This is a genomic window from Pseudomonas sp. D3 (assembly GCF_029320995.1).
Taxonomy (GTDB): Bacteria; Pseudomonadota; Gammaproteobacteria; order Pseudomonadales; family Pseudomonadaceae; genus Aquipseudomonas; species Aquipseudomonas paraveronii.
Genome location: NZ_CP119772.1, coordinates 1,704,011 through 1,727,566, shown reverse-complemented (window position 1 = coordinate 1,727,566; position 23,556 = coordinate 1,704,011). Strand labels below are relative to the sequence as shown.

22 protein-coding genes are annotated in these 23,556 nt (G+C 60.0%); 4 read left to right on the top strand and 18 right to left on the bottom strand.

Annotated features, from left to right (window positions below; translation table 11 throughout):
• The first annotated feature begins 2 nt into the window (after window positions 1–2).
• Both P3S72_RS07800 and P3S72_RS07795 read left to right on the top strand, forming a co-directional pair.
• The gene (locus tag P3S72_RS07800) at window positions 3–1,121 is read left to right on the top strand and encodes a succinylglutamate desuccinylase/aspartoacylase family protein (RefSeq protein WP_276196869.1); all 1,119 of its coding nucleotides are present in this window, start codon (window positions 3–5) and stop codon (window positions 1,119–1,121) included.
• Window positions 1,122–1,134: 13 nt separating this feature from the next.
• A complete protein-coding gene (locus tag P3S72_RS07795; RefSeq protein ID WP_010563548.1) occupies window positions 1,135–1,899 on the top strand; it encodes an ATP-binding cassette domain-containing protein in 765 nt (254 codons plus the stop codon).
• A 247-nt stretch (window positions 1,900–2,146) separates the two neighbouring features.
• Here P3S72_RS07795 and P3S72_RS07790 read toward each other — a convergent pair whose 3' ends face one another.
• Window positions 2,147–2,353, bottom strand: a complete 207-nt coding sequence (locus P3S72_RS07790) for a hypothetical protein (RefSeq protein ID WP_247407568.1) — start codon at window positions 2,351–2,353, stop codon at window positions 2,147–2,149.
• A 107-nt stretch (window positions 2,354–2,460) separates the two neighbouring features.
• Window positions 2,461–3,027, bottom strand: coding sequence for a dCTP deaminase (dcd, locus tag P3S72_RS07785; protein ID WP_058412395.1), 567 nt, complete (start codon window positions 3,025–3,027; stop codon window positions 2,461–2,463).
• Window positions 3,028–3,427: 400 nt separating this feature from the next.
• Between dcd and P3S72_RS07780 the strand changes: the two genes are divergently transcribed.
• On the top strand, window positions 3,428–3,637 hold the full coding sequence (locus P3S72_RS07780) for a cold-shock protein (protein ID WP_002554837.1): 210 nt from the start codon (window positions 3,428–3,430) through the stop codon (window positions 3,635–3,637).
• A gap of 201 nt (window positions 3,638–3,838) precedes the next feature.
• Here P3S72_RS07780 and rpoS read toward each other — a convergent pair whose 3' ends face one another.
• The 8 genes from rpoS to P3S72_RS07740 all read right to left on the bottom strand — a co-directional run bounded on the left by rpoS (window position 3,839) and on the right by P3S72_RS07740 (window position 10,957).
• A complete protein-coding gene (rpoS, locus tag P3S72_RS07775; RefSeq protein ID WP_276196867.1) occupies window positions 3,839–4,843 on the bottom strand; it encodes an RNA polymerase sigma factor RpoS in 1,005 nt (334 codons plus the stop codon).
• Between the two features lie 105 nt (window positions 4,844–4,948).
• Entirely contained in the window at window positions 4,949–5,785 is an 837-nt protein-coding gene (locus P3S72_RS07770) for a peptidoglycan DD-metalloendopeptidase family protein (protein ID WP_276196866.1), read from the bottom strand.
• A 208-nt stretch (window positions 5,786–5,993) separates the two neighbouring features.
• The gene (locus P3S72_RS07765; RefSeq protein ID WP_247402496.1) at window positions 5,994–6,629 is read right to left on the bottom strand and encodes a protein-L-isoaspartate(D-aspartate) O-methyltransferase; all 636 of its coding nucleotides are present in this window, start codon (window positions 6,627–6,629) and stop codon (window positions 5,994–5,996) included.
• 41 nt (window positions 6,630–6,670) lie between these two features.
• Entirely contained in the window at window positions 6,671–7,420 is a 750-nt protein-coding gene (gene surE, locus P3S72_RS07760) for a 5'/3'-nucleotidase SurE (protein ID WP_276196865.1), read from the bottom strand.
• Window positions 7,408–8,466: a tRNA pseudouridine(13) synthase TruD gene (gene truD / locus P3S72_RS07755; RefSeq protein WP_276196864.1), complete on the bottom strand. Its 1,059-nt coding sequence runs from the start codon at window positions 8,464–8,466 to the stop codon at window positions 7,408–7,410. The genes surE and truD overlap by 13 nt, the downstream gene beginning before the upstream one ends.
• Window positions 8,463–8,936 (bottom strand): 2-C-methyl-D-erythritol 2,4-cyclodiphosphate synthase, encoded by a 474-nt coding sequence (gene ispF, locus P3S72_RS07750; RefSeq protein WP_025855145.1) that lies wholly within the window; start codon window positions 8,934–8,936, stop codon window positions 8,463–8,465. The genes truD and ispF overlap by 4 nt, the downstream gene beginning before the upstream one ends.
• Before the next feature lie 54 nt (window positions 8,937–8,990).
• On the bottom strand, window positions 8,991–9,836 hold the full coding sequence (gene fghA, locus P3S72_RS07745) for an S-formylglutathione hydrolase (RefSeq protein ID WP_276196863.1): 846 nt from the start codon (window positions 9,834–9,836) through the stop codon (window positions 8,991–8,993).
• 8 nt (window positions 9,837–9,844) lie between these two features.
• Window positions 9,845–10,957, bottom strand: a complete 1,113-nt coding sequence (locus P3S72_RS07740) for an S-(hydroxymethyl)glutathione dehydrogenase/class III alcohol dehydrogenase (RefSeq protein WP_247402481.1) — start codon at window positions 10,955–10,957, stop codon at window positions 9,845–9,847.
• A gap of 109 nt (window positions 10,958–11,066) precedes the next feature.
• On the opposite strand from P3S72_RS07740, the gene P3S72_RS07735 reads away from it, so the two are divergent.
• The gene (locus tag P3S72_RS07735; RefSeq protein ID WP_247402482.1) at window positions 11,067–11,963 is read left to right on the top strand and encodes a LysR substrate-binding domain-containing protein; all 897 of its coding nucleotides are present in this window, start codon (window positions 11,067–11,069) and stop codon (window positions 11,961–11,963) included.
• 130 nt (window positions 11,964–12,093) lie between these two features.
• Here P3S72_RS07735 and ispD read toward each other — a convergent pair whose 3' ends face one another.
• The 8 genes from ispD to dnaE all read right to left on the bottom strand — a co-directional run bounded on the left by ispD (window position 12,094) and on the right by dnaE (window position 23,539).
• A complete protein-coding gene (gene ispD, locus P3S72_RS07730) occupies window positions 12,094–12,801 on the bottom strand; it encodes a 2-C-methyl-D-erythritol 4-phosphate cytidylyltransferase (protein ID WP_276196862.1) in 708 nt (235 codons plus the stop codon).
• Entirely contained in the window at window positions 12,798–13,076 is a 279-nt protein-coding gene (gene ftsB, locus P3S72_RS07725) for a cell division protein FtsB (RefSeq protein WP_276196861.1), read from the bottom strand. Before ftsB ends, ispD begins: the two co-directional genes overlap by 4 nt.
• 171 nt (window positions 13,077–13,247) lie before the next feature.
• Window positions 13,248–14,537 carry a phosphopyruvate hydratase gene (eno, locus tag P3S72_RS07720; protein WP_276196860.1) on the bottom strand — a complete coding sequence of 430 codons (1,290 nt, stop codon included), beginning with the start codon at window positions 14,535–14,537 and terminating at the stop codon, window positions 13,248–13,250.
• A gap of 158 nt (window positions 14,538–14,695) precedes the next feature.
• Window positions 14,696–15,541, bottom strand: a complete 846-nt coding sequence (gene kdsA, locus P3S72_RS07715; RefSeq protein ID WP_276196859.1) for a 3-deoxy-8-phosphooctulonate synthase — start codon at window positions 15,539–15,541, stop codon at window positions 14,696–14,698.
• Window positions 15,542–15,546: 5 nt separating this feature from the next.
• Complete coding sequence (locus P3S72_RS07710) at window positions 15,547–17,178, bottom strand: CTP synthase (protein WP_276196858.1); 1,632 nt, start codon at window positions 17,176–17,178, stop codon at window positions 15,547–15,549.
• A 273-nt stretch (window positions 17,179–17,451) separates the two neighbouring features.
• Entirely contained in the window at window positions 17,452–18,771 is a 1,320-nt protein-coding gene (gene tilS, locus P3S72_RS07705; RefSeq protein WP_276196857.1) for a tRNA lysidine(34) synthetase TilS, read from the bottom strand.
• Window positions 18,772–18,931: 160 nt separating this feature from the next.
• Entirely contained in the window at window positions 18,932–19,879 is a 948-nt protein-coding gene (locus P3S72_RS07700; protein WP_276196856.1) for an acetyl-CoA carboxylase carboxyltransferase subunit alpha, read from the bottom strand.
• Between the two features lie 138 nt (window positions 19,880–20,017).
• Window positions 20,018–23,539, bottom strand: coding sequence for a DNA polymerase III subunit alpha (gene dnaE / locus P3S72_RS07695; RefSeq protein ID WP_276196855.1), 3,522 nt, complete (start codon window positions 23,537–23,539; stop codon window positions 20,018–20,020).
• Window positions 23,540–23,556 lie beyond the last annotated feature (17 nt).

The window sequence follows — 23,556 nt, the reverse complement described above, 5'->3', positions numbered from 1 at the left end:
TCATGCGTCATCAGATCCATGAACTGATCGCGCCGGTGCCAGGCACGGCGCGGCAGATTCACAGCTTCCACTTCGGCCCGGAGCAGGCCGAACACAAGATCTACATCCAGTCGTCGCTGCATGCCGATGAACTGCCGGGCATGCTGGTGGCCTGGCACCTCAAGGCACGCCTGGCGCAACTGGCCGCCGCCGGGCGCTTGCGCAGCGAAGTCGTGCTGGTACCCATCGCCAACCCGGCGGGCCTCGAACAAGTGTTGATGGACATCCCACTGGGCCGCTATGAGTTGGAAAGCGGGCAGAACTTCAATCGCCTGTTTGTCGACCTCAGTGAAGAGGTGGGTGATCAGGTCAAGGATTTGCTCGGGGAGGATCCCCAGCGCAACGTCGAACTGATCCGCGAGGCGCTGTCCAGCGCCCTGGCGGAGCAAACCGTCACGACCCAGTTGCAATCCCAGCGCCTGGTGCTGCAACGCCTGGCCTGTGATGCCGACATGGTGCTGGACCTGCATTGCGACTTCGAAGCCGTGGCGCACCTGTACACCACGCCCGAGGCCTGGCCGCAGGTGGAGCCGCTGGCGCGGTACATCGGCTCGGAGGCCAACTTGCTGGCCACCGATTCCGGCGGGCAATCCTTCGATGAGTGCTTCACCCTGGTGTGGTGGCAGTTGCAGCAACGCTTCGGCGAACGCTTCCCGATCCCCATGGGCTGTTTTTCGGTGACCGTCGAACTGCGCGGCCAGGGCGACGTCAACCATGGCCTGGCCGGCCTCGACTGCCAGGCGATCATCGACTACCTGATTCACTTCGGCGCGATTGCCGGCGACGTGGCACCGCTGCCCGACCTGCCCTACCCGGCCACCCCGCTGGCGGGCGTCGAACCGGTAGCGACGCCGGTCGGCGGCTTGCTGGTGTTCAGCGCCTTGCCCGGTGAATACCTCGAAGCCGGGCAACTGATCGCCGAAATCATCGACCCCATTACTGACCGCGTAACGCCTGTGCATTGCAAAAGCGCCGGCCTGCTTTACGCCCGTTCGCTGCGGCGCATGGCCACTGCAGGGATGGTCATCGGCCACGTTGCAGGCTCAGAGGCCTACCGCAGCGGCTACCTACTTTCGCCTTGAGGATGCACGCCCCATGTACAAACTGACCGTTGAAGGCCTGCATAAAAGCTATGGCGACAATGAAGTGCTCAAAGGCGTCTCGCTCAAGGCCAAGACCGGTGACGTGATCAGCCTGATCGGCGCCAGCGGTTCGGGCAAGAGCACCTTCCTGCGCTGCATTAACTTTCTGGAAACGCCCAACGACGGTGCGATGACCCTCGATGACAAGCCGATCCGTATGGTCAGCGACCGCCACGGCATGCGCGTGGCCGACGACGCCGAGCTGCAGCGCCTGCGCACGCGCCTGGCGATGGTGTTCCAACACTTCAACCTGTGGAGCCACATGAGCGTGCTGGAAAACATCACCATGGCCCCGCGCCGGGTGCTGGGCTGCAGTAAGAAAGACGCCGAGGACCGTGCCCGTCGCTACCTGGACAAAGTCGGCCTGCCGGCCCGCGTGGCCGATCAATACCCGGCATTTCTCTCTGGTGGCCAGCAGCAACGCGTGGCCATCGCCCGCGCCTTGGCGATGGAGCCGGAGGTGATGCTGTTCGACGAACCCACCTCGGCCCTCGACCCGGAGCTGGTGGGCGAAGTGCTGAAGGTGATCCAGGGCCTGGCAGAGGAAGGCCGCACCATGATCATGGTGACCCACGAGATGAGCTTTGCGCGCAAGGTGTCGAGCCAGGTGCTGTTCCTGCACAAGGGCTTGGTGGAAGAGCAAGGCACGCCAGAAGATGTGCTGGGCAACCCGAAGAGTGAGCGCCTGCAACAATTCCTGAGTGGCAATTTGAAGTAATTTTTTTGCTAAGCGTTACCGCAAACACCCTGCTCGCCCCCAGCCCCGCCTGAGCGCTCTGAGGGCCTGCCGAGCCGGCGCATGAGCTTGATCGCGGCAAACCCCGCAGGCGGCCTGCTGACGGCGTTTGGGGCCTTTGCTGAGGATATTCAGTGGAGCAGGACCACCAGCGGCGGACTTCTGTGATCGACCGCCAGGCGACCTGGCCAGTCTGTTGGAGAACTGACCATTTCCCAACCTGCAGGCCTCAGGCGATCGGCGCGGGTGGTGGCTCGTCCGGAAGGGTCGGTTCGCCAGGCTCGCGAGGTTCGGTAGGGTCCGGGAAATCGGGGTCAGGTTGACCGGGGATACCGCCCGCATAGGCAGGGTCGGCCATCAGGGACCAGGCCAGAACACCAATCTGGTTGGGTTCAAGCCGGGCGAGTTCGGCGCTGATTCGCGGGTCGATCTTCATAAGGTACTCCTCAAGCGTGGCTCGGCGCGTTTTGCACGCACCGAGGCAGTACACCCAATAGAGTCACTTTCCCCAGACTAATTCCCTTTAAGCGTAGGACGTTTCTATCAGGCGCGTGGCAAGGTGACGCCGCGCTGGCCCTGGTACTTGCCGCCACGGTCCTTGTAGGACACTTCACAGGCCTCATCGGACTGCAGGAACAGCATCTGCGCCACGCCTTCGTTGGCGTAGATCTTCGCCGGCAGGGTGGTGGTGTTGGAGAATTCCAGGGTGACGTGGCCTTCCCACTCAGGCTCAAGCGGCGTTACGTTGACGATAATGCCGCAGCGCGCGTAAGTGCTTTTACCCAGGCAGATGGTCAGCACGTCGCGGGGAATACGGAAAAATTCCACGGTGCGCGCCAGGGCGAAGGAGTTGGGCGGGATGATGCACACGTCGCTCTTGACGTCGACGAAGCTCTTTTCGTCGAAGTTTTTCGGATCGACGGTGGCCGAGTTGATGTTGGTGAACACCTTGAATTCATCGGCACAACGCACGTCGTAGCCGTAGCTGGAAACACCATACGAAATCACACGATCAGCGCCTTCACCACGGATCTGGCGCTCAACGAACGGTTCGATCATGCCGTGCTCTTGCGCCATGCGGCGAATCCACTTGTCCGATTTGATGCTCATGGCGGGTGTCCTGAATAGCGAGGTGGAAAAATTCTGTTGGGCATCTTACCGGGGTGGGCGTTGGGGTTCAAAGGGCGTGGGGCTTTTGTTAATGAATGTCTTGATCTATGCCCGCCTTATATACGCCGCAGCCAGCGGGGCCGGGCCCCAAATCGGCGTGCGCAGTGAACGTAAATACCACCGCCAATCACGAAAATAGAGAAACCTTCGGAAATACCATTGGCACGTTCCGGAAAAAGGGTTAAGGTGGCGCCACTGTGCTGCTTGTGTCACTGAGAATCTCTACACGATATGTTGAATTTCGATCCAACCATCTCCAAGAATTTTTCCTGCTCTTTGCACTCAGTCTCGGCCAGGGCTTTTCCTGAGTCGCAGTTAACTTTGTCCAAGGAGATACACCATGTCTAATCGCCAAACTGGTACCGTTAAGTGGTTCAACGATGAAAAAGGCTTCGGCTTCATCACTCCACAATCCGGTGACGACCTGTTCGTTCACTTCAAAGCTATCCAATCCGACGGCTTCAAAAGCCTGAAAGAAGGCCAACAGGTTTCTTTCATCGCTACCCGCGGTCAGAAAGGCATGCAAGCTGAAGAAGTTCAAGTTATCTAACTTGTACTGACTTAGTCGAAAGAACCCCGCCCTTAAAAGCGGGGTTTTTTTATGCCTGGGATTTGGGCATACATAAATAAAATACCATGCTCAAAAATGTGGGAGGGGGCTTGCCCCCGATAGCGGTGGGTCAGTCGATACATCCAGTGACTGAACCACTGCCATCGGGGGCAAGCCCCCTCCCACATTCAAACTGCGTCGCTATTGGAACAACGACTCACTCGACAAGCCATTCTTCTCCAGGATCTCACGCAAGCGCTTGAGCCCTTCTACCTGGATCTGCCGCACCCGCTCACGGGTCAGGCCAATCTCCTGGCCTACATCCTCCAGGGTGCTGCTCTCATGGCCGCGCAGGCCGAAGCGGCGAATCACCACCTCGCGCTGCTTGTCTGTAAGTTCCGACAGCCACTGGTCAATGCTTTGGGAGAGATCATCGTCCTGCAACAGCTCGCAAGGGTCCGTCGGGCGATCATCCGTCAGGGTGTCCAGCAGGGTTTTATCCGAATCCGGGCCCAGCGAGACGTCGACCGAGGACACGCGTTCGTTAAGACCGAGCATGCGCTTGACCTCGCCTACCGGCTTTTCCAGCAGGTTGGCGATTTCTTCGGGCGAGGGTTCATGATCGAGTTTTTGGGTCAGCTCACGCGCAGCCCGCAGGTAGACGTTGAGTTCCTTGACCACATGGATCGGCAAGCGGATCGTGCGGGTCTGATTCATGATCGCCCGTTCGATGGTCTGGCGAATCCACCAGGTGGCGTAGGTCGAGAAGCGGAACCCCCGCTCAGGGTCGAATTTCTCCACCGCCCGGATCAAGCCGAGGTTGCCCTCCTCGATCAGGTCCAACAGGGACAGCCCACGATTGACGTAGCGTCGGGCGATTTTCACCACCAGACGCAGGTTGCTTTCAATCATGCGCTTGCGCCCAGCCGGATCACCCTTTTGCGACAAGCGCGCAAAATGGACTTCTTCTTCGGGAGTCAGCAGAGGGGAAAAACCGATCTCATTGAGGTACAGCTGGGTCGCATCGAGCGCCCGCGTGTAGTCAATGTACTTGTGCTGTTTTAACGCAGTGGAGTTCTTGGATTTGGTGCGAACTGAAGGTACCGCAGATCCCTCATTCGACATCGAGTCCATAGCGACACCGGTCTCCATAAGGAGAACCTCATCGTCGATGTCAAACTCCGGCGCTTCTTTACTGAGAGCCATTGTTATAGTCCTTTGGTGAGTTCGACCTCAAGCTCAAGCGACGCCTTTATCCTTGGCAACGCTGGAGCCTGTTCCTTCTACGCGAGGGAACAGGCTGGCAACACATCAACGGCGGGGTAGAAATTGCAGCGGATCTACAGGCTTCCCTTGGCGGCGAATCTCAAAGTGCAGTTTCACCCGGTCTGTACCAGTTGACCCCATTTCGGCAATTGTCTGTCCGACTTTGACCTGCTGCCCCTCCCGAACCAACAGCCTACGGTTGTGACCGTAAGCACTGACGTAGGTATCGCTGTGTTTGATGATGACCAGCTCGCCGTAGCCCCGCAAACCACTCCCGGCGTACACCACTGTCCCATCAGACGCAGCTAAAACAGGCTGTCCCAAATCCCCGGCGATATCAATGCCTTTATTCAAACTGCCGTTTGAAGAGAATTTTCCAATTAATACACCGTTTGAAGGCCATCCCCAACCGCTCGGTGCAGGCCCCGCAGGCGGCAGCGGCGCTGCTGCCGGCTTGCTCGCAACCGCAGGCGCGGCGGTGCCTGCAGACCGGGTGATGATCGTGGTTTTGCTCGAAGACGAGGGCGAAGATCCGGTGTTTGTCACAACTGCCGTCGGCGTTGAACCGGTGCGTCCATCGAAGCGAATGGTCTGACCTGGATGTATCGTGTATGGCGCAGGAATACTGTTACGCGCGGCGAGTGCCTTGTAGTCCCAGCCATAACGGAAGGCGATCGAAAACATCGTATCGCCCTTACGCACCACATATTGCCCCGTGGTCACGGTCGGCTTTTGCGGTGCTGCGTTGGTGCGGTCAACCACCCTCGCGCCCCCGGAAGGCGTGCTCGAACAAGCCGCCAATAAGGAACTCAAGACAAGGCCAAGCACCAGTCGCTGAAAGCTTGTTTTACTCATACGCTGCGCAAGACCTGTGAGACTCACCCGCCGCTCCCTTTGTGGTGGCTGAACATGAATGCCTGTATCAGGCTTGAAATATGTCGTAAGTATAACTGGGCATTGGCTTTTTACTGGCACACGACTGAAACGAAAAATTCATCGCGTTTAAACCAACGACCGATCATGTTGACTCTATAGACCCCGCCGTAAGACACATCCCCGCCAACAGAATTCACTGCGCGCGAATAAATGATCAGGCGAGCGGGCCATTGAGCAACGGCACGAAACGCACAGCACCGAGCACATGCCGCGAAAAGCCTTCCTCTTCACGGATAATGAGCATCAATTGTTGCACTTCACCGGAACCCACCGGGATCACCAGCCGACCACCGGGGGCCAGTTGATCGAGCAACGCCTGCGGCACATCGGTGGCGACTGCGGTGACGATGATGCCATTGTATGGCGCCAGCGCCGGCCAGCCTTCCCAGCCATCGCCCCAGCGGAACACCACGTTGCGCAGGTTCAGTTCCACCAGTCGTTCTTTGGCGCGATCCTGCAGCACCTTGATACGCTCCACCGAGAACACACGCTCCACCAACTGTGACAGCACCGCAGTCTGGTAACCCGAACCGGTGCCGATCTCCAGCACCTTGTCCAACGGGCCAGCCTCCAGCAGCAGTTCGCTCATGCGCGCGACCATATACGGCTGGGAAATGGTCTGGTTATGCCCGATCGGCAACGCCGTGTCTTCATAGGCGCGATGGGCCAGGGCCTCATCGACAAACAGGTGCCGAGGCGTGCGCCGGATCACTTCCAACACCTGGGCATTGGACAGACCCTCTTCGTAGAGGCGCTGGATCAGACGCTCGCGGGTACGTTGCGAAGTCATCCCTATACCGCGACGCAGCAGGTCGTCTTGTTCACGAGCCATCAGCGCAAGCCCTCCAGCCAGCCATCGAGACTACTGAAGGCATCACTGAAGGTGCGATCGAGTTGCAACGGGGTAATCGAGACATAGCCTTGCATAACCGCATGAAAATCGGTGCCCGGGCCGCCGTCTTCGGCATCGCCTGCGGCGGCGATCCAATAACCTTCCTTGCCACGTGGGTCTACCACCTTCAACGGTGCCGCCGCACGGGCGCGATGGCCCAGGCGCGTGAGCTGGATGCCGCGAATATGCTCGATGGGCAAATTGGGGATATTGACGTTAAGCACCGTCCGGGGCGGCAGATCGAGGGAACCATGGGCTTCCACCAGCTTGCGCGCAAAATAGGCGGCAGTCGGCAGGTTATCCAATTGGCGCGAGGCGAACGAGAAGGCGAACGACGTCCGACCCAGGAAGCGCCCCTCAAGGGCGGCCGCCACGGTGCCAGAATACAGCACGTCATCTCCCAGATTGGCGCCAAGGTTGATGCCCGACACCACCAGATCCGGCTCCTGATCCAACAAACTGTTGATCGCCAGGTGTACGCAGTCGGTGGGGGTGCCGTTCACGCTGATAAAGCCATTGGCCAGAACGTGCACGTGCAGCGGACGGTCGAGCGTCAGCGAACTGCTGGCGCCGCTCTTGTCCTGGTCGGGGGCAACCACCACGCACTCGGCGTAATCCGCCAGCGCAGCATGAAGCGCGGCGAGGCCAGGTGCGGTGGCACCGTCGTCATTTGATATCAGAATACGCATGGGCTGTCCGTCTGCCCCACCGGCACCAGATCAACAAGCTCGCGCACCAAGACAGTGGCGAAGCATCCGGCCGGTAGGACGAATTCCAATTGCAGAATGTCAGGCCCGGGATAATGCCACGTCAACCCGCCAATGGGCAGTCGCAGAATGCGACGTTCCTGGCTCATGCCGGCATTCACCAGCCAATCGCGCAGGTCGGCTTCACCGGCGGCAACCGCCTGCTCCAGTGCATGGGTTGCACCGGTAGCCGGCGAATCTCCTTCGCCCCACTGCGGTCCGGTGGGGTGCAGGTCCAGGATCGCCAGGCGCGGGTCGCTGCATTCAGCCTCCCCCGCCGGAAAAAAACTGCGACTGTCGGTGAAGGCCAGAAGATCGCCGACCTGGGCACGCTGCCAGGAACCGTCCGCGACACGCGCTGCCAACACTTTGTTGAAGAGGAAACTGCGCGCCGTCGACAGCAACCGCGAACGCACATTGCGCTGCTCCGGCAAGGCCTTGCGGGCCGCCCACTCACGCGCATCCACCACATTGCCGCCGTTGTGGCCAAAACGCTGGGTGCCGAAATAATTGGGAATGCCGTGCTGGGCGATCAGTTGCAGGCGCGCATCAATGGCCGCGTGATCCCCCGCCAGTTGCGTCAAGCGCAAGGTAAAGCCGTTGGCCGAATGGGCACCCCGTTGCAGCTTGCGCTTGTGACGGCCGGTCTTGAGGATCTTGAGGGTGTCGTTTTCCGCGCCGCTCAGGTCCGGATCAGCCTTGCCCGGCAGTTGCACACTGAACCACTGGCGGGTCAACGCCTGGCGATCCTTAAGCCCGGCATAACTGACGGTGCGCAACGGCACGCCGGCGGCCTTGGCGATCCGGCGCGCGGCTTCCTCAGTGTTTAGGCCACGTTTTTCCACCCACAGCCACAGGTGCTCACCCTCGCCGGTCAGCGGGATATCGAGCACTTCGTCGACCTGGAAATCTTCAGCGGTAGCCTTCAATACAGCGCTGCCCAAAGCCTCGCCATAGGCCCGCGGGCCCAACAGTTGCTGGTCGTTCATGCGCGCAGCAACAAGGCGACGGAGTGCACCGCGATGCCCTCTTCACGACCGGTAAACCCGAGCTTTTCGGTGGTGGTGGCTTTCACGTTCACTTGATCCAATTCAATGTGCAGATCCGCAGCGATGAGCGCGCGCATCGACTCGATGTGGGGGGCCATTTTCGGCGCCTGGGCCACGATGGTGTTATCGACGTTGCCGACTTTCCAGCCTTTGGCGTGGATCAGTCCGACCACATGGCGTAGCAATACGCGGCTGTCCGCGCCCTTGAAGGTCGGGTCGGTGTCCGGAAAGTGCTTGCCGATATCGCCGAGCGCCGCTGCGCCGAGCAAGGCGTCGCTCAAGGCGTGCAACACGACATCGCCGTCGGAATGAGCCAGCAACCCATGGTGGTGCGCAATGCGCACACCGCCCAAAGTGATGAAATCGCCTTCAGCGAAACGGTGCACATCGTAGCCGTGGCCAATACGCATAAAAAAACGCCCCGATTTAATTCAGGGCGTGATTCTACCTACTTTTGTCGCATATTAACCGAGCAAAGCACGACCATGATGTCGCAAATGGTCTTCGATGAAGCTGGCGATAAAGAAGTAGCTGTGGTCGTAGCCGGGTTGCAGGCGCAGTTCGAGCGGGTGATTGGCCGCTTTCGCCGCTTGCTGCAAGGCTTCGGGCTTGAGCTGCACCGCGAGGAAGTCGTCGCGGTCGCCCTGATCCACCAGCAATGGCAGTTTTTCCGAGGCTTCGCTGATCAGCACGCATGCGTCCCACTCGCGCCACTTCGAGCGTTCTTCGCCCAGGTAACGGGAGAAGGCTTTCTGGCCCCATGGGCAATCCATCGGGTTGTTGATCGGCGAAAACGCCGACACCGATAGGTAACGCCCGGGGTTGCGCAACGCGCACACCAGCGCACCGTGACCGCCCATGGAGTGGCCGCTGATACCGCGTTTATCCGAAGCTGGGAAATGCGCTTCAACCAACGCCGGCAATTCCTGCACCACGTAGTCATGCATCCGATAATGCTTGGCCCAGGGTTCCTGGGTGGCATTCAGATAGAAACCGGCCCCAATACCGAAATCCCAGGCGTTGTCCGGATCGCCCGGCACACCGGGGCCACGGGGGCTGGTGTCCGGCGCGACAATGATCAGCCCCAGTTCGGCCGCCATGCGCTGGGCGCCGGCTTTCTGCATGAAGTTTTCATCGGTGCAGGTCAACCCGGACAGCCAGTACACCACCGGCAGCTTGCCGCCCTGCTCCGCCTGCGGCGGCAGGTAGACGGCGAAGGTCATGTCGCAACCGAGCACGTCAGAATGATGCTTGTAGCGTTTATGCCAGCCGCCGAAGCTCTTCTGGCACGACAGGTTTTCCAGACTCATGGCCGACCTCAGAAGTGGATGACGGTACGAATGCTCTTGCCTTCATGCATCAGCTCAAACGCTTTGTTGATGTCTTCCAGGCCCATGGTGTGGGTGATGAAGGTGTCCAACGGGATCTCGCCGCTCTGGGCCATTTCCACGTAGCTGGGCAATTCAGTCCGACCACGCACGCCGCCGAAGGCCGAACCGCGCCAGACGCGGCCGGTCACCAGTTGGAATGGACGGGTGGAAATTTCCTGGCCGGCACCGGCAACGCCGATGATCACCGATTCGCCCCAGCCTTTGTGACAGCATTCAAGGGCGGCGCGCATCAGTTGCACGTTGCCGATGCACTCGAAGGAAAAGTCCACGCCGCCGTCAGTCAAATCGACAATCACGTCCTGGATCGGGCGGTCGTAGTCTTTCGGGTTGATGCAGTCGGTGGCGCCCAGTTGCTTGGCGATTTCGAACTTGGCCGGGTTGATGTCGATGGCGATGATGCGACCGGCCTTGGCTTTTACCGCACCGATCACCGCCGACAGGCCGATACCGCCGAGGCCGAAGATGGCGACGGTGTCGCCGGGCTTGACCTTGGCGGTGTTGATCACCGCACCGATACCGGTGGTGACGCCACATCCCAGCAGGCAGACTTTTTCCAGCGGCGCGTCTTTAGGAATCTTCGCCACGGAAATTTCCGGCAGCACGGTGTACTCGGAAAAGGTCGAGGTGCCCATGTAGTGGAAAATCGGCTGACCCTTGTAGGAGAAACGCGTGGTGCCGTCCGGCATCAAGCCTTTCCCCTGGGTGGCACGAATGGCCTGGCACAGGTTGGTCTTGCCCGACAGACAGAATTTGCACTTGCCGCATTCCGGGGTGTACAGCGGGATCACATGGTCGCCGACGGCAACCGAGGTCACGCCCTCGCCGATCGCTTCAACCACGGCACCGCCTTCATGGCCGAGAATCGACGGGAAGATGCCTTCCGGGTCGGCGCCCGACAAGGTGTAGGCGTCGGTATGGCACACGCCGGACGCTACCACGCGCAACAGCACTTCGCCGGCCTTGGGCATGGCGACATCCACTTCTACGATCTCAAGGGGCTTCTTGGCTTCGAAGGCTACAGCCGCGCGGGACTTGATCATCCGGGTTTCTCCAGGGAGTTAAAAACTGAGGCGGTGAGTGTAAAACATGGCTGACTGATTAATAATCCAGGCAAAAGCAAAACTTTATTGCTGTACGGGGATAATCGCCATGCTGGAAAACCGCTGGGAAGGCATCGATGAGTTCGTCGCCGTCGCTGAATGCAGCCAATTCACGGCGGCGGCGGAACGCCTTGGGGTGTCTTCGTCCCACATCAGCCGACAGGTGGCACGCCTGGAAGAGCGACTGCAAACACGCTTGCTGTATCGCAGTACGCGCAAAGTGACCCTGACCGAAGCCGGCCAGACCTTTCTACAGCACTGCCAGCGCCTGCAGGATGGCCGCGAAGAAGCCCTGCGCGCCGTCGGCGACCTCGCCAGCGAGCCCAAGGGTATGCTGCGCATGACCTGCGCCGTGGCGTATGGCGAGCGGTTTATCGTGCCACTGGTGACGCGGTTCATGGGGCTTTACCCGCAACTGCGGGTGGATATCGAGCTGAGCAATCGCCAGTTGGATTTGGTCCACGAAGGCCTCGACCTGGCAATTCGCCTGGGGCGCCTGCAAGACTCGCGCATGGTCGCCAGCCGCCTGGCGCCGCGACGCATGTACTTGTGCGCGTCGCCGTCCTACCTGGCGCGGTATGGGCGGCCACATAGCTTGTCGGAATTGAGTCGGCATAACTGCCTGGTCGGCAGCTCGGACATCTGGCAACTGGCCCAGGATGGGCGCGAATTTTCCCAACGGGTGCAAGGCAACTGGCGCTGCAACAGTGGGCAAGCGGTATTGGACGCGGCGTTACAAGGGGTGGGCTTGTGCCAGTTGCCGGACTATTACGTGCTGGAGCATTTGCACAGTGGCGCGTTGGTGTCGTTGCTGGAGGCGCATCAGCCGCCGAATACGGCGGTGTGGGCGTTGTATCCGCAGCAGCGGCATTTGTCGCCGAAGGTCAGGAAGCTGGTGGATTTCTTGAAGGAGGGATTGGCCGAGCGGCCGGAGTACAGCCGTTGATTAATCAGTGTTTAGACCCACCTCGATCGGGAGCAAGCCACCTCCCACACTCGACCGTGTTCCTACAGGATAAACGCGATCGAATGTGGGAGCGGGCTTGCTCGCGAAAGCATCAACTCGGTGCAACTGACTACCGCCGGTTAGCCCACCGCAACCGCAGCCACTCCAAATCCTCAGGCCGGGTCACCTTGATATTGTCCGAGCGCCCCTCAATCAAACGCGGCGCCTGGCCGGACCATTCCATGGCCGAGGCTTCGTCGGTGATCACCGCATCGGCCACCAGGCTGTCGGCCAACGCGCGATGCAACGCGCCCAGGCGGAACATCTGCGGCGTGTAGGCTTGCCAGATCAGGCTGCGGTCGACGGTTTCGACCACACGCCCGTGCTTGTCGACGCGCTTGAGGGTGTCGCGGGCCGGCACGGCCAGCAAGCCACCCACGGGGTCATCCGCGAGTTCGGCGAGCAACTTGTCGAGGTCATCACGACTCAGGTTAGGCCGCGCGGCATCGTGTACCAACACCCAGTCATCATCGCTGGCGCCCAGTGCATTGAGGTGCAGCAGCGCATTGAGCACCGAGCCCGAACGCTCCAAACCACCGTCCGCCCGCTGAATACGCGAGTCAGCGGCACACGCCAGGCTGGGCCAGTAAGGGTCATCAACGGCAAGACTGACCACCAGGCCCTTGAGCGAGGGGTGGTCGAGAAAACAGCCAAGGCTGTGTTCGAGAACAGTGCGCCCGCCCAGTTGCAAGTATTGCTTGGGACGGTCTGCAGCCATACGGGCACCGACGCCCGCGGCAGGAATCACGGCCCAGAAGGCCGGCAAACAGTGATTCATTGGGCCAACTGGTAGAGGGTTTCGCCCTCCTTGACCATGCCCAATTCATGACGAGCCCGCTCTTCGACGGTCTCCGTACCTTTTTTCAGCTCAAGCACCTCGGCATCGAGGACACGATTGCGCTCCAGCAGGCGTTCGTTTTCGGCGTGCTGGTCAGCAATTTGCTGGGTCAGGTCTTCTACCTGCGCAAAGCTGCCATTACCCACCCATAGGCGGTACTGCAGGCCAGCCAGCAACAAGAGCAAGACGAGGAACAACCAGTTGGGACTGCGCATCGAATATCGGGTATCCAGTGAAAAAAGACAGCCATGCAGAACTTTTAAAGTAACTGATAGCACGAAGCCTGGAAGACCCAGGCTTGTGCTTGATCGCCATCAGATTAGCGTCGAATTTCACATTCTCGTGATTTTTCCGACACAACCCGCCGACTTTTTACCATTTACTGATCAGCCGCGAAACTCGCCGCGACCGTTGTACTTGGCTTTACCCCCCAGTTGCTCTTCGATACGCAGCAATTGGTTGTACTTGGATACGCGATCGGAACGGCACAGCGAGCCGGTCTTGATCTGGCCCGCCGACGTGCCCACGGCCAGGTCGGCAATGGTCGAGTCTTCGGTTTCACCGGAGCGGTGCGAGATCACGGCGGTGTAGCCCGCAGCCTTGGCCATCTGGATGGCTTCCAGGGTTTCGGTCAGGGTGCCGATCTGGTTGAACTTGATCAGGATCGAGTTGGCGATCTTCTTGTCGATGCCTTCTTTCAGGATCTTGGTGTTGGTCACGAACAGGTCGTCGCCAACCAGTTGGACTTTTTCGCCGAGCTTATCGGTAAGGATTTTCCAGCCGTCCCAGTCGGACTCGTCCAGGCCGTCTTCGATCGAGATGATCGGGTAGCGCTGGGTCAGACCTTTGAGGTACTCGGCAAACCCTTCGGAGTTGAACACCTGGCCTTCGCCGGACAGGTTGTACTTACCGTCTTCGTAGAATTCGCTGGCAGCGCAGTCCAGGGCCAGGGTCACGTCGGTGCCCAGGGTGTAGCCGGCGTTGGCCACGGCTTCGGAGATCACTTTCAGTGCATCTTCGTTGGACGCCAGGTTCGGCGCGAAGCCACCTTCGTCACCCACGGCAGTGCTCAGGCCACGGGCCTTCAGGACAGCCTTGAGGTGATGGAAAATCTCGGTGCCCATGCGCAGGCCTTCGGAGAAGGTCTTGGCGCCAACCGGCTGCACCATGAATTCCTGGATGTCGACGTTGTTATCGGCGTGTTCGCCACCGTTGATGATGTTCATCATCGGTACCGGCATCGAGTACACACCCGGCGTGCCGTTGAGGTTGGCGATGTGGGCGTACAGCGGCAGGTCCTGGTCCTGGGCGGCGGCCTTGGCGGCAGCCAGGGACACGGCGAGGATGGCGTTGGCGCCCAGGCTGCCTTTGTTTTCAGTGCCGTCGAGCTTGATCATCGCGTGGTCCAGGGCTTTCTGGTCCAGCGGGTCTTTGCCCAGCAACAGGTCACGAATCGGACCGTTGATGTTGGCTACCGCCTTGAGGACACCCTTGCCCAGGTAACGGCTCTTGTCGCCATCACGCAGTTCCAGCGCTTCGCGCGAACCTGTGGAAGCACCGGACGGCGCGCAGGCACTGCCGATGATGCCGTTATCGAGAAGCACGTCGGCTTCGACGGTGGGGTTGCCACGGGAGTCGAGAACTTCACGACCTTTGATGTCGACGATTTTTGCCATTGTTGTAAACACTCCAAAGTTGACGAAAACGACGCAGCTGAAGGAAAACTTTTGATCGACCGCAAGGGGGGGAACAACGGGGCAGACTTGCAGACGACAAGGCTCAGGCCCCAGGGCCTGAGCATTTAGCGTGGGATACTTTACCGGAGAAATGGCGCTTACGCGGTCTCTACCGTCGGAAAACTCTTGACCAGTTCGTCCAATTGCTTGAGCTGGGCCAGGAATGGCTCCAGTTTGTCCAGGCGCAGGGCGCAAGGACCGTCGCATTTGGCGTTGTCCGGGTCCGGGTGGGCTTCCAGGAACAGGCCGGCCAGGGACTGGCTGACGCCCGCCTTGGCCAGGTCCAAGACCTGGGCACGACGCCCGCCAGCGGAATCGGCGCGACCACCCGGCATTTGCAGCGCGTGGGTCACGTCGAAGAACACCGGGTATTCGAACTGTTTCATGATGCCGAAACCGAGCATGTCCACCACGAGGTTGTTGTAGCCGAAGCTCGAACCGCGCTCGCAGAGGATCAACTGGTCGTTACCCGCTTCCACGCACTTGTTCAGGATGTGTTTCATTTCCTGGGGCGCGAGGAACTGGGCTTTCTTGATATTGATCACCGCGCCGGTCTTGGCCATGGCGACCACGAGGTCGGTCTGGCGCGACAGGAAGGCCGGCAACTGGATGATGTCGCATACCTCGGCGACCACGGCAGCCTGTTCAGGCTCATGGACGTCGGTGATGATCGGCACGCCGAAGGCTTGCTTGATGTCCTGGAAGATCCGCATGCCTTCTTCAAGGCCCGGGCCGCGATAGGACGTCACAGACGAACGGTTGGCCTTGTCGAAGCTGGCCTTGAACACATAAGGGATACCCAGTTTCTGGGTAACCTTCACGTACTCTTCACAGACCTGCATCGCCATGTCGCGGCTTTCCAGCACGTTCATGCCGCCGAACAGCACCATTGGCTTGTCGTTGGCAATCTCGATGTCGCCTACGCGAATGATCTTCTGGGCCATCAGGTTCACGCCTTCTTCTGATGTTGCGTCAGTGCTGCTTTAACGAAACCGCTGAACAACGGGTGACCGTCGCGCGGCGTCGAGGTGAATTCAGGGTGGAACTGGCACGCCACGAACCACGGATGATCCGGCGCCTCGACCACTTCGACCAACTTGCCATCGCCCGAGCGGCCGGAGACTTTAAGGCCGGCTGCTTTGATCTGCGGCAGCAGGTTGTTGTTCACTTCGTAGCGGTGACGGTGACGCTCAACGATCACGTCCTTGCCGTAGCAGTCGTGAACCAGCGAACCCGTCTCCAGCAGGCAGTCTTGCGCGCCGAGGCGCATGGTGCCACCCATGTCGGACGATTCGGTACGGGTTTCAACGGCGCCGGTGGCGTCTTCCCACTCGGTGATCAGGCCTACGACCGGATGGCCGCTGGAATGATCGAACTCGGTGGAGTTGGCGTCTTTCCAGCCCAGCACGTTACGGGCGAACTCGATAACGGCCACTTGCATGCCCAGGCAGATCCCCAGGTATGGCACCTTGTGTTCACGAGCGTACTGGACGGCGGTGATCTTGCCTTCCACGCCACGCAGGCCGAAACCGCCTGGAACGAGGATCGCGTCAACGCCCTCGAGCAGGGCGGTGCCTTGGTTCTCGATGTCTTCGGAATCGATATAGCGCAGGTTGACCTTGGTACGGTTGCTGATACCGGCGTGGCTCATCGCTTCGATCAGCGACTTGTACGCATCCAGCAGCTCCATGTACTTGCCGACCATGGCGATGGTGACTTCGTGCTCAGGGTTGAGCTTGGCGTCGACCACGGCTTCCCACTCGGACAGATCCGCGCCGCCGCATTGCAGGCCGAAACGCTCGACCACAAAATCATCCAGGCCCTGGGAATGCAGGATGCCAGGGATCTTGTAGATGGTGTCGGCGTCTTCCAGGGCAATCACCGCACGTTCTTCAACGTTGGTGAACTGCGCGATCTTGCGACGCGAGGAAATATCGATCGGGTGATCGGAACGGCACACCAGCACGTCCGGCTGCAGGCCGATGGAGCGCAGTTCCTTGACCGAGTGCTGGGTTGGCTTGGTTTTGGTTTCGCCGGCAGTGGCGATGTAAGGCACCAGTGTCAGGTGCATCAGCATCGCGCGCTTGGCGCCGACTTCGAAACGCAACTGGCGGATGGCTTCGAGGAACGGTTGGGATTCGATGTCACCCACGGTGCCACCGATCTCGACCATCGCCACGTCGGCATCGCCTGCACCCTTGATGATGCGGCGCTTGATTTCGTCGGTGATGTGCGGAATCACCTGGATGGTTGCACCCAGGTAGTCACCACGGCGCTCCTTGCGCAGCACGTGTTCGTAGACACGGCCGGTAGTGAAGTTGTTGTTCTGGGTCATGGTCGTGCGGATGAACCGCTCGTAGTGGCCCAGGTCCAGGTCGGTCTCTGCGCCGTCGTGTGTGACGAACACTTCACCGTGCTGGAACGGGCTCATGGTGCCCGGGTCAACGTTGATGTACGGGTCCAGCTTGAGCATGGTGACCTTAAGTCCCCGCGCCTCCAGGATGGCCGCCAATGAAGCGGAGGCAATGCCTTTCCCCAATGAAGAAACAACACCGCCCGTGACGAATATGTAGCGCGTCATGAAAAACCCTAGAAGTCTGCGTTAAAGCGGTCCGAGCCGCCGGGGAAAGCGAAGGAAGGCCGAAGCCCCCGATCACCTGCATTAATCACAGTGCACCTTTCAAAAAAACCGCCGCGTGGTGACAGACCAGCAATGAAACACCGGTACGTTGATCGCTACACATTTTTTGGAATCGCCCAGCAAAGACTGCTTGGTAATCGGCAACTGCTGCGATTCAGGCGAATCCACAGAAGTTGTATCAAGAAGGGAGCGTAGTCTACCGGAAAGGCGCTATCAGCTCAAACCTTGATCGCAGGTCTGTGGCATCCAATGTAATTCCCAGCCGTCATTCGGCGCATTCCAAAGCCCTGCAAGGCTGGGCGCAGCCAGCAATTGCCCGCCCCGATACAGCAGCGGCAATCTGCCACGGATAAAGCCCGGCAGCCTACTTTCGTTGAGCAGGCGCTTCAAATCACGCCGACCGCGACCCGGGATGTCGATGATTTCGCCGCCTTGGCGATAGCGAACCTGCAGCACACCGTCGGGCACCTGGCCGATCAATCGGAGTTGGCCGTTGCCCGGTAACTCTAGTGGGTTTTGCGGCTGCGCCCAGCTCACCGATGCGTCGGAAAACTCCGACCAACTGGAGGGCAGCCACCAGATACGCTCGCCGCAACGATGCAGATCGCCGTCGGCAAGGCGCCACAGGGGTTGCGCATCGAGCTTGGCGTCGCGCAGGGAATGCCAGCCGGCCCAGTGGTCACTGTCGGGTAAGCGCGTCAGCGGGTTCAGCCAATGGCGCAGGGCGTTGCGTTGCCGCGCGTCGGAAAGCTCACACAACGGCGCCAGGGCCAATGACGGCAAGGGCAGCCACGGAAAAGGCGAAGGCTGGTCGGCGGCTTGCAGGTCGATACCCGCCAACTCGTCCAACAGGCCTTGGGCTTCGCTCAAATGCTCAGCGGCACGGGCGAGGCTCGCAATGGCCTGCGGCCAGCGCTCGGTCAGCCGCGGGAATACACGATGACGCAGGTAATTGCGGGAGAAGCGTGGGTCGGCGTTGGAAGGGTCTTCGATCCACGTCAACTCGTGCGCCTGGGCGTAGACCTGCAGCTCGGCACGTGAACTGCCCAGCAACGGCCGCAGCAGATGACCGCCCGCCAGCGGCCGCTGCATCGGCATCGCCGCCAACCCTTGCACCCCCGCGCCGCGCAGCAGACGAAACAGCAGGGTTTCGGCCTGATCGTCGCGGTGCTGGCCGGTGAGCAACGCCGCCCCTGCCCCGACCACTTCACTGAACGCCTGATAGCGCGCGTCGCGAGCCGCGCGTTCCAGGCTTGCACCGGCCCGCACCTGCACGCGCATGACTCGCAAGGGGACCCCAAGGGCGTCACAAACCGACTGGCAATGACTCGGCCAGCTATCAGCCGCCGCCTGCAGGCCATGGTGGACATGAACCGCGCCAAGCGTAGGAATTTTTTCAGTTTTGGCCAGCGTCGCCAGAAGGTGCAGCAGGACAGTGGAATCAAGCCCGCCGGAAAAAGCGATATGCCAGGCCGAGGCGTCGCGCCAGGGGGCCAGGGATTGCAGGATTTTGGCGGGCAGTAATGGTTTCATCAGATGTTACCGCCGCAAACCTGGAATACGTTGGCCAAGCATACACAAAGCAAATGTGGGAGGGGCTTGCTCCCGATAGCGGCGGGCCAGTCACCCGATGCATTGACTGACACTCAGCAATCGGGAGCAAGCCCCCTCCCACATTTTTTACTGCTGCGACTTAGAGACCGTAGCTCATCAGGCGTTCGTAACGACGGGCCAACAGCGCTTCGTTATCCAGCTTCTTGAGCATCGCCAGTTGCGAACCCAGTTCGGCACGGATGCTCGCAGCAGCGGCTGCCGGGTCGCGGTGGGCGCCGCCCAATGGCTCGGCGATGACTTTATCAACGATACCCAGGCCCTTGAGGCGATCGGCCGTGATACCCATCGCTTCGGCAGCGTCCGGCGCTTTCTCGGCGGTTTTCCACAGGATCGAGGCGCAACCTTCCGGCGAGATCACCGCATAGGTCGAATATTGCAGCATGTTCAGTTGGTCGCAGACACCAATGGCCAACGCACCGCCGGAACCACCCTCACCAATCACGGTGGCGATGATCGGGGTTTTCAGGCGGGACATAACGCGCAGGTTCCAGGCGATCGCTTCGCTCTGGTTACGCTCTTCGGCGTCGATACCTGGGTAGGCCCCCGGGGTGTCGATGAACGTCAGGATCGGCATCTTGAAGCGCTCGGCCATTTCCATCAGGCGGCAGGCCTTGCGGTAGCCTTCCGGACGCGGCATGCCGAAGTTACGGCGAACTTTTTCGCGTACTTCACGGCCTTTCTGGTGACCGATCACCATCACCGGCTGGTCGTCCAGGCGAGCGATACCGCCCACGATGGCCGCGTCGTCGGAGAAGTGACGGTCGCCGTGCAACTCGTCGAACTCGGTGAAGATGTGCTGAATGTAGTCCAGGGTGTACGGACGGCGCGGGTGGCGGGCCAGGCGCGCGATCTGCCAACTGGTCAGCTTGCCGAAGATGTCTTCGGTGAGCGTGCTGCTCTTGTCTTGCAGGCGAGCGATCTCATCGCCGATATTCAGCGAATTGTCATTGCCGACCAGGCGCAGTTCTTCGATCTTGGCTTGCAGGTCAGCGATCGGCTGTTCGAAATCAAGAAAATTCGGGTTCATAAGCGTCCGTCTTGGGTCGACGGCCAAGGAGTGCCTGGCCAGCCGGTTGTCTGTTCGCGCCCTACCTTAAGGGAGAGGCGCGTCTAGGTCGAGATTAAATGTTTGGTCGAGATCAGGCGATTTGCAACCACCTGATCGTCAACGGTATTGGAGGAAGACGTTGTCACGACCGAACTGGTCACGCAATGCTTGAATCAAGCCATCAGCGGGATCAATTCGCCAGGTCTCGCCGAACTGCAGCATGGCCTTGGCGTCGTTACCGGTGTATTCCATGGTCACCGGGCAAGCACCACGGTGGCGTTTGAGCAAGTCGCCCAGCCAGCGTAGCTGATCGCCCTTGAGCGCCTCGGTCTTGACCTTCAAACGCAGGCTTTCGGCGAGGTTGGTGCGCGCATCTTCCATGCTCATCACCCGCTTGATCCGTAGGCGCAGGCCACCGGAGAAGTCGTCGTTACTGACCTCGCCTTCCACCACGACCATGGCGTCGGTCTGCAACAGCGACTGGGCGGAATGGAACGCGTCGGCAAACAGCGACGCCTCGATCCGGCCAGAGCGGTCATCAAGGGTGATAAAGCCCATTTTGTCGCCCTTCTTATTTTTCATCACCCGCAGGGCGATGATCATGCCGGCGACGGTCTGGGTGTCGCGTGCCGGTTTCAGGTCGATGATGCGCTGACGGGCGAAGCGACGGATTTCGCCTTCGTATTCGTCAATCGGGTGACCGGTCAGGTACAGGCCCAGGGTGTCTTTCTCACCTTTGAGGCGTTCCTTGAGGGTCAGCTCCTTGGCCTTGCGATGGTTGGCGTACACATCCGCGTCTTCCTCGACGAACAACCCGCCAAACAGGTCGGCGTGGCCGCTGTCGTGGGTGCGGGCGGTCTGTTCAGCGGCCTTGATCGCTTCTTCCATGGCGGTCAGCAGCACCGCCCGATTGCGATCGATATTCGCCTGGTAGGCCTTCGGTTCATCATGGAAATACGGGCCGAGACGGTCCAGGGCACCGCTGCGGATCAGGCCATCGAGGGTACGTTTGTTGATGCGTTTGAGGTCGACCCGTGCACAGAAGTCGAACAGGTCTTTGAATGGGCCGTTTTGGCGCGCTTCGGTGATTGCTTCCACCGGCCCCTCGCCCACGCCCTTGATCGCGCCCAGGCCATAAATGATGCGGCCTTCGTCGTTCACGGTGAACTTGAACTCCGAGGCGTTCACGTCCGGCGCGTCGAGGCGCAGCTTCATGGTGCGCACTTCCTCGATCAAGGTCACGACCTTGTCGGTGTTGTGCATATCCGCCGAGAGTACCGCAGCCATGAACGGCGCCGGGTAGTGGGCCTTCAGCCAAGCGGTCTGGTATGAAACCAGGCCGTAGGCGGCGGAGTGGGATTTGTTGAAGCCGTAACCGGCGAATTTTTCCACCAGGTCGAAAATGTTACCGGCGAGGTCGGCGTCGATATTGTTGGTGGCACAACCCTCGATGAAACCGCCGCGCTGCTTGGCCATTTCCTCGGGCTTTTTCTTACCCATGGCGCGACGCAGCATGTCCGCACCACCGAGGGTGTATCCGGCCATGACCTGGGCAATCTGCATCACCTGTTCCTGATACAAGATGATGCCGTAAGTCGGTGCCAGTACCGGTTTGAGGCCTTCGTACTGGTAGTCCGAGTGCGGGTAGGCCAGTTCGGCGCGACCGTGCTTACGGTTGATAAAGTCATCCACCATGCCCGATTGCAGCGGGCCCGGACGGAACAGGGCCACCAGTGCGATCAAGTCTTCCAGACAGTCGGGCTTGAGCTTTTTGATCAGCTCTTTCATGCCGCGCGACTCAAGCTGGAACACGGCGGTGGTTTCGGCTTTTTGCAGCAGGCTGTAGGTCGGTTTGTCGTCCAGCGGGATAAACGCGATATCCAGAGGTTCTTCATTGACCTTGGCGCGTTCGCGGTTAATCGTCTTGAGCGCCCAGTCGATGATCGTCAGCGTCCGCAGGCCGAGGAAGTCGAACTTCACCAGGCCGGCCGCCTCCACGTCGTCCTTGTCGAACTGGGTCACCAGGCCGCCGCCTTCTTCGTCGCAATAGATCGGCGAAAAGTCGGTGAGCTTGGTCGGCGCGATCACAACGCCACCGGCGTGTTTACCGACGTTACGCACCACGCCTTCGAGCTTGCGCGCCATATCCCAGATTTCGGCGGCTTCTTCATCGACCTTGATGAAGTCGCGCAGGATTTCTTCCTGCTCGTAGGCTTTTTCCAGGGTCATGCCGACTTCGAACGGGATCATCTTCGACAGGCGATCCGCCAGGCCGTAGGACTTGCCCTGCACCCGCGCGACGTCGCGGATAACCGCCTTGGCCGCCATGGAGCCGAACGTGATGATCTGGCTCACGGCGTTGCGACCGTACTTATCGGCCACGTACTCGATCACGCGGTCGCGACCGTCCATGCAGAAGTCGACGTCGAAGTCGGGCATGGAAACCCGTTCCGGGTTAAGGAACCGTTCGAACAGCAGGTCATATTCCAACGGGTCGAGGTCGGTAATCTTCTGCACATACGCGACCAACGAGCCGGCACCCGACCCCCGGCCAGGACCGACCGGTACGCCGTTGCTCTTGGCCCACTGGATAAAGTCCATCACGATCAGGAAGTAACCGGGGAACCCCATCTGGATGATGATATCCAGCTCGAAATTCAGCCGATCGATATAGACCTGGCGCTTGGCTTCGTAATCGTCGGTGGTGTCCTTGGGCATAAGGACCGAGAGGCGATCCTCCAGGCCATCGAACGACACCTTGCGGAAATACTCATCGATGGTCATGCCATCGGGAATCGGGAAGTTGGGCAGGAAGTGCTTGCCCAGCTTCACTTCGATATTGCAGCGCTTGGCGATTTCGACGGAGTTTTCCAGGGCCTCGGGTAGGTCGCTGAACAGCTCGGCCATTTCCTCGGCGCTTTTGAGGTACTGCTCTTCACTGTAGTTTTTCGAGCGACGCGGGTCATCCAGGGCCCGGCCTTCACCGATGCACACGCGGGTTTCGTGGGCTTCGAAATCTTCCTTCTTGATAAAGCGCACATCGTTGGTCGCCACCAGCGGCGCGCCCAGCTTGTCGGCCAGGGCCACGGCGGCGTGCAGATGTTCTTCATCGTTGGGGCGGTTGGTGCGCTGGACTTCCAGGTAGAAGCGGTCGGGGAACACCGCCATCCACTCGCGGGCCAGCACTTCGGCTTCCTGCGGGTTGCCGCCCAGCAGTGCGACGCCGATCTCGCCCTCTTTAGCCGCAGAGAGCATGATCACGCCCTCGCTGGCCTCGGCCACCCACTCGCGCTCGATGATCACCGAGCCGTTGCGCTGGCCATCAATGAAGCCACGGGAAATCAGTTCGGTGAGGTTGCGATAACCGACGCCGTTCATCGCCAACAGGCTGATGCGGCTCAGGGAGTTATCCGGGTCTTTGTTCGACAGCCACAGGTCGGCGCCGCAGATCGGCTTGATGCCAGCGCCCATGGCGTTCTTGTAGAACTTGACCAGGGAACACATGTTGTTCTGATCGGTGACCGCCACCGCAGGCATGCTCATGCCCACCAGGGTTTTGACCAGCGGTTTGATCCGTACCAGGCCGTCGACCAGGGAGTACTCAGTGTGCAGGCGTAGATGAACGAATGAAGCCGGCATAGTGATCCTGTCTTAAA

Excerpts from the sequence above, each read along its gene's own strand:
- P3S72_RS07800 (WP_276196869.1), top strand. The coding sequence starts at position 3 with ATGCGTCATCAGATCCATGAACTGATCGCGCCGGTGCCAGGCACGGCG.
- P3S72_RS07795 (WP_010563548.1), top strand. The coding sequence starts at position 1,135 with ATGTACAAACTGACCGTTGAAGGCCTGCATAAAAGCTATGGCGACAAT.
- P3S72_RS07790 (WP_247407568.1), bottom strand. The coding sequence starts at position 2,353 with ATGAAGATCGACCCGCGAATCAGCGCCGAACTCGCCCGGCTTGAACCC.
- dcd (WP_058412395.1), bottom strand. The coding sequence starts at position 3,027 with ATGAGCATCAAATCGGACAAGTGGATTCGCCGCATGGCGCAAGAGCAC.
- P3S72_RS07780 (WP_002554837.1), top strand. The coding sequence starts at position 3,428 with ATGTCTAATCGCCAAACTGGTACCGTTAAGTGGTTCAACGATGAAAAA.
- rpoS (WP_276196867.1), bottom strand. The coding sequence starts at position 4,843 with ATGGCTCTCAGTAAAGAAGCGCCGGAGTTTGACATCGACGATGAGGTT.
- P3S72_RS07765 (WP_247402496.1), bottom strand. The coding sequence starts at position 6,629 with ATGACTTCGCAACGTACCCGCGAGCGTCTGATCCAGCGCCTCTACGAA.
- surE (WP_276196865.1), bottom strand. The coding sequence starts at position 7,420 with ATGCGTATTCTGATATCAAATGACGACGGTGCCACCGCACCTGGCCTC.
- truD (WP_276196864.1), bottom strand. The coding sequence starts at position 8,466 with ATGAACGACCAGCAACTGTTGGGCCCGCGGGCCTATGGCGAGGCTTTG.
- ispF (WP_025855145.1), bottom strand. The coding sequence starts at position 8,936 with ATGCGTATTGGCCACGGCTACGATGTGCACCGTTTCGCTGAAGGCGAT.
- fghA (WP_276196863.1), bottom strand. The coding sequence starts at position 9,836 with ATGAGTCTGGAAAACCTGTCGTGCCAGAAGAGCTTCGGCGGCTGGCAT.
- P3S72_RS07740 (WP_247402481.1), bottom strand. The coding sequence starts at position 10,957 with ATGATCAAGTCCCGCGCGGCTGTAGCCTTCGAAGCCAAGAAGCCCCTT.
- P3S72_RS07735 (WP_247402482.1), top strand. The coding sequence starts at position 11,067 with ATGCTGGAAAACCGCTGGGAAGGCATCGATGAGTTCGTCGCCGTCGCT.
- ispD (WP_276196862.1), bottom strand. The coding sequence starts at position 12,801 with ATGAATCACTGTTTGCCGGCCTTCTGGGCCGTGATTCCTGCCGCGGGC.
- ftsB (WP_276196861.1), bottom strand. The coding sequence starts at position 13,076 with ATGCGCAGTCCCAACTGGTTGTTCCTCGTCTTGCTCTTGTTGCTGGCT.
- eno (WP_276196860.1), bottom strand. The coding sequence starts at position 14,537 with ATGGCAAAAATCGTCGACATCAAAGGTCGTGAAGTTCTCGACTCCCGT.
- kdsA (WP_276196859.1), bottom strand. The coding sequence starts at position 15,541 with ATGGCCCAGAAGATCATTCGCGTAGGCGACATCGAGATTGCCAACGAC.
- P3S72_RS07710 (WP_276196858.1), bottom strand. The coding sequence starts at position 17,178 with ATGACGCGCTACATATTCGTCACGGGCGGTGTTGTTTCTTCATTGGGG.
- tilS (WP_276196857.1), bottom strand. The coding sequence starts at position 18,771 with ATGAAACCATTACTGCCCGCCAAAATCCTGCAATCCCTGGCCCCCTGG.
- P3S72_RS07700 (WP_276196856.1), bottom strand. The coding sequence starts at position 19,879 with ATGAACCCGAATTTTCTTGATTTCGAACAGCCGATCGCTGACCTGCAA.
- dnaE (WP_276196855.1), bottom strand. The coding sequence starts at position 23,539 with ATGCCGGCTTCATTCGTTCATCTACGCCTGCACACTGAGTACTCCCTG.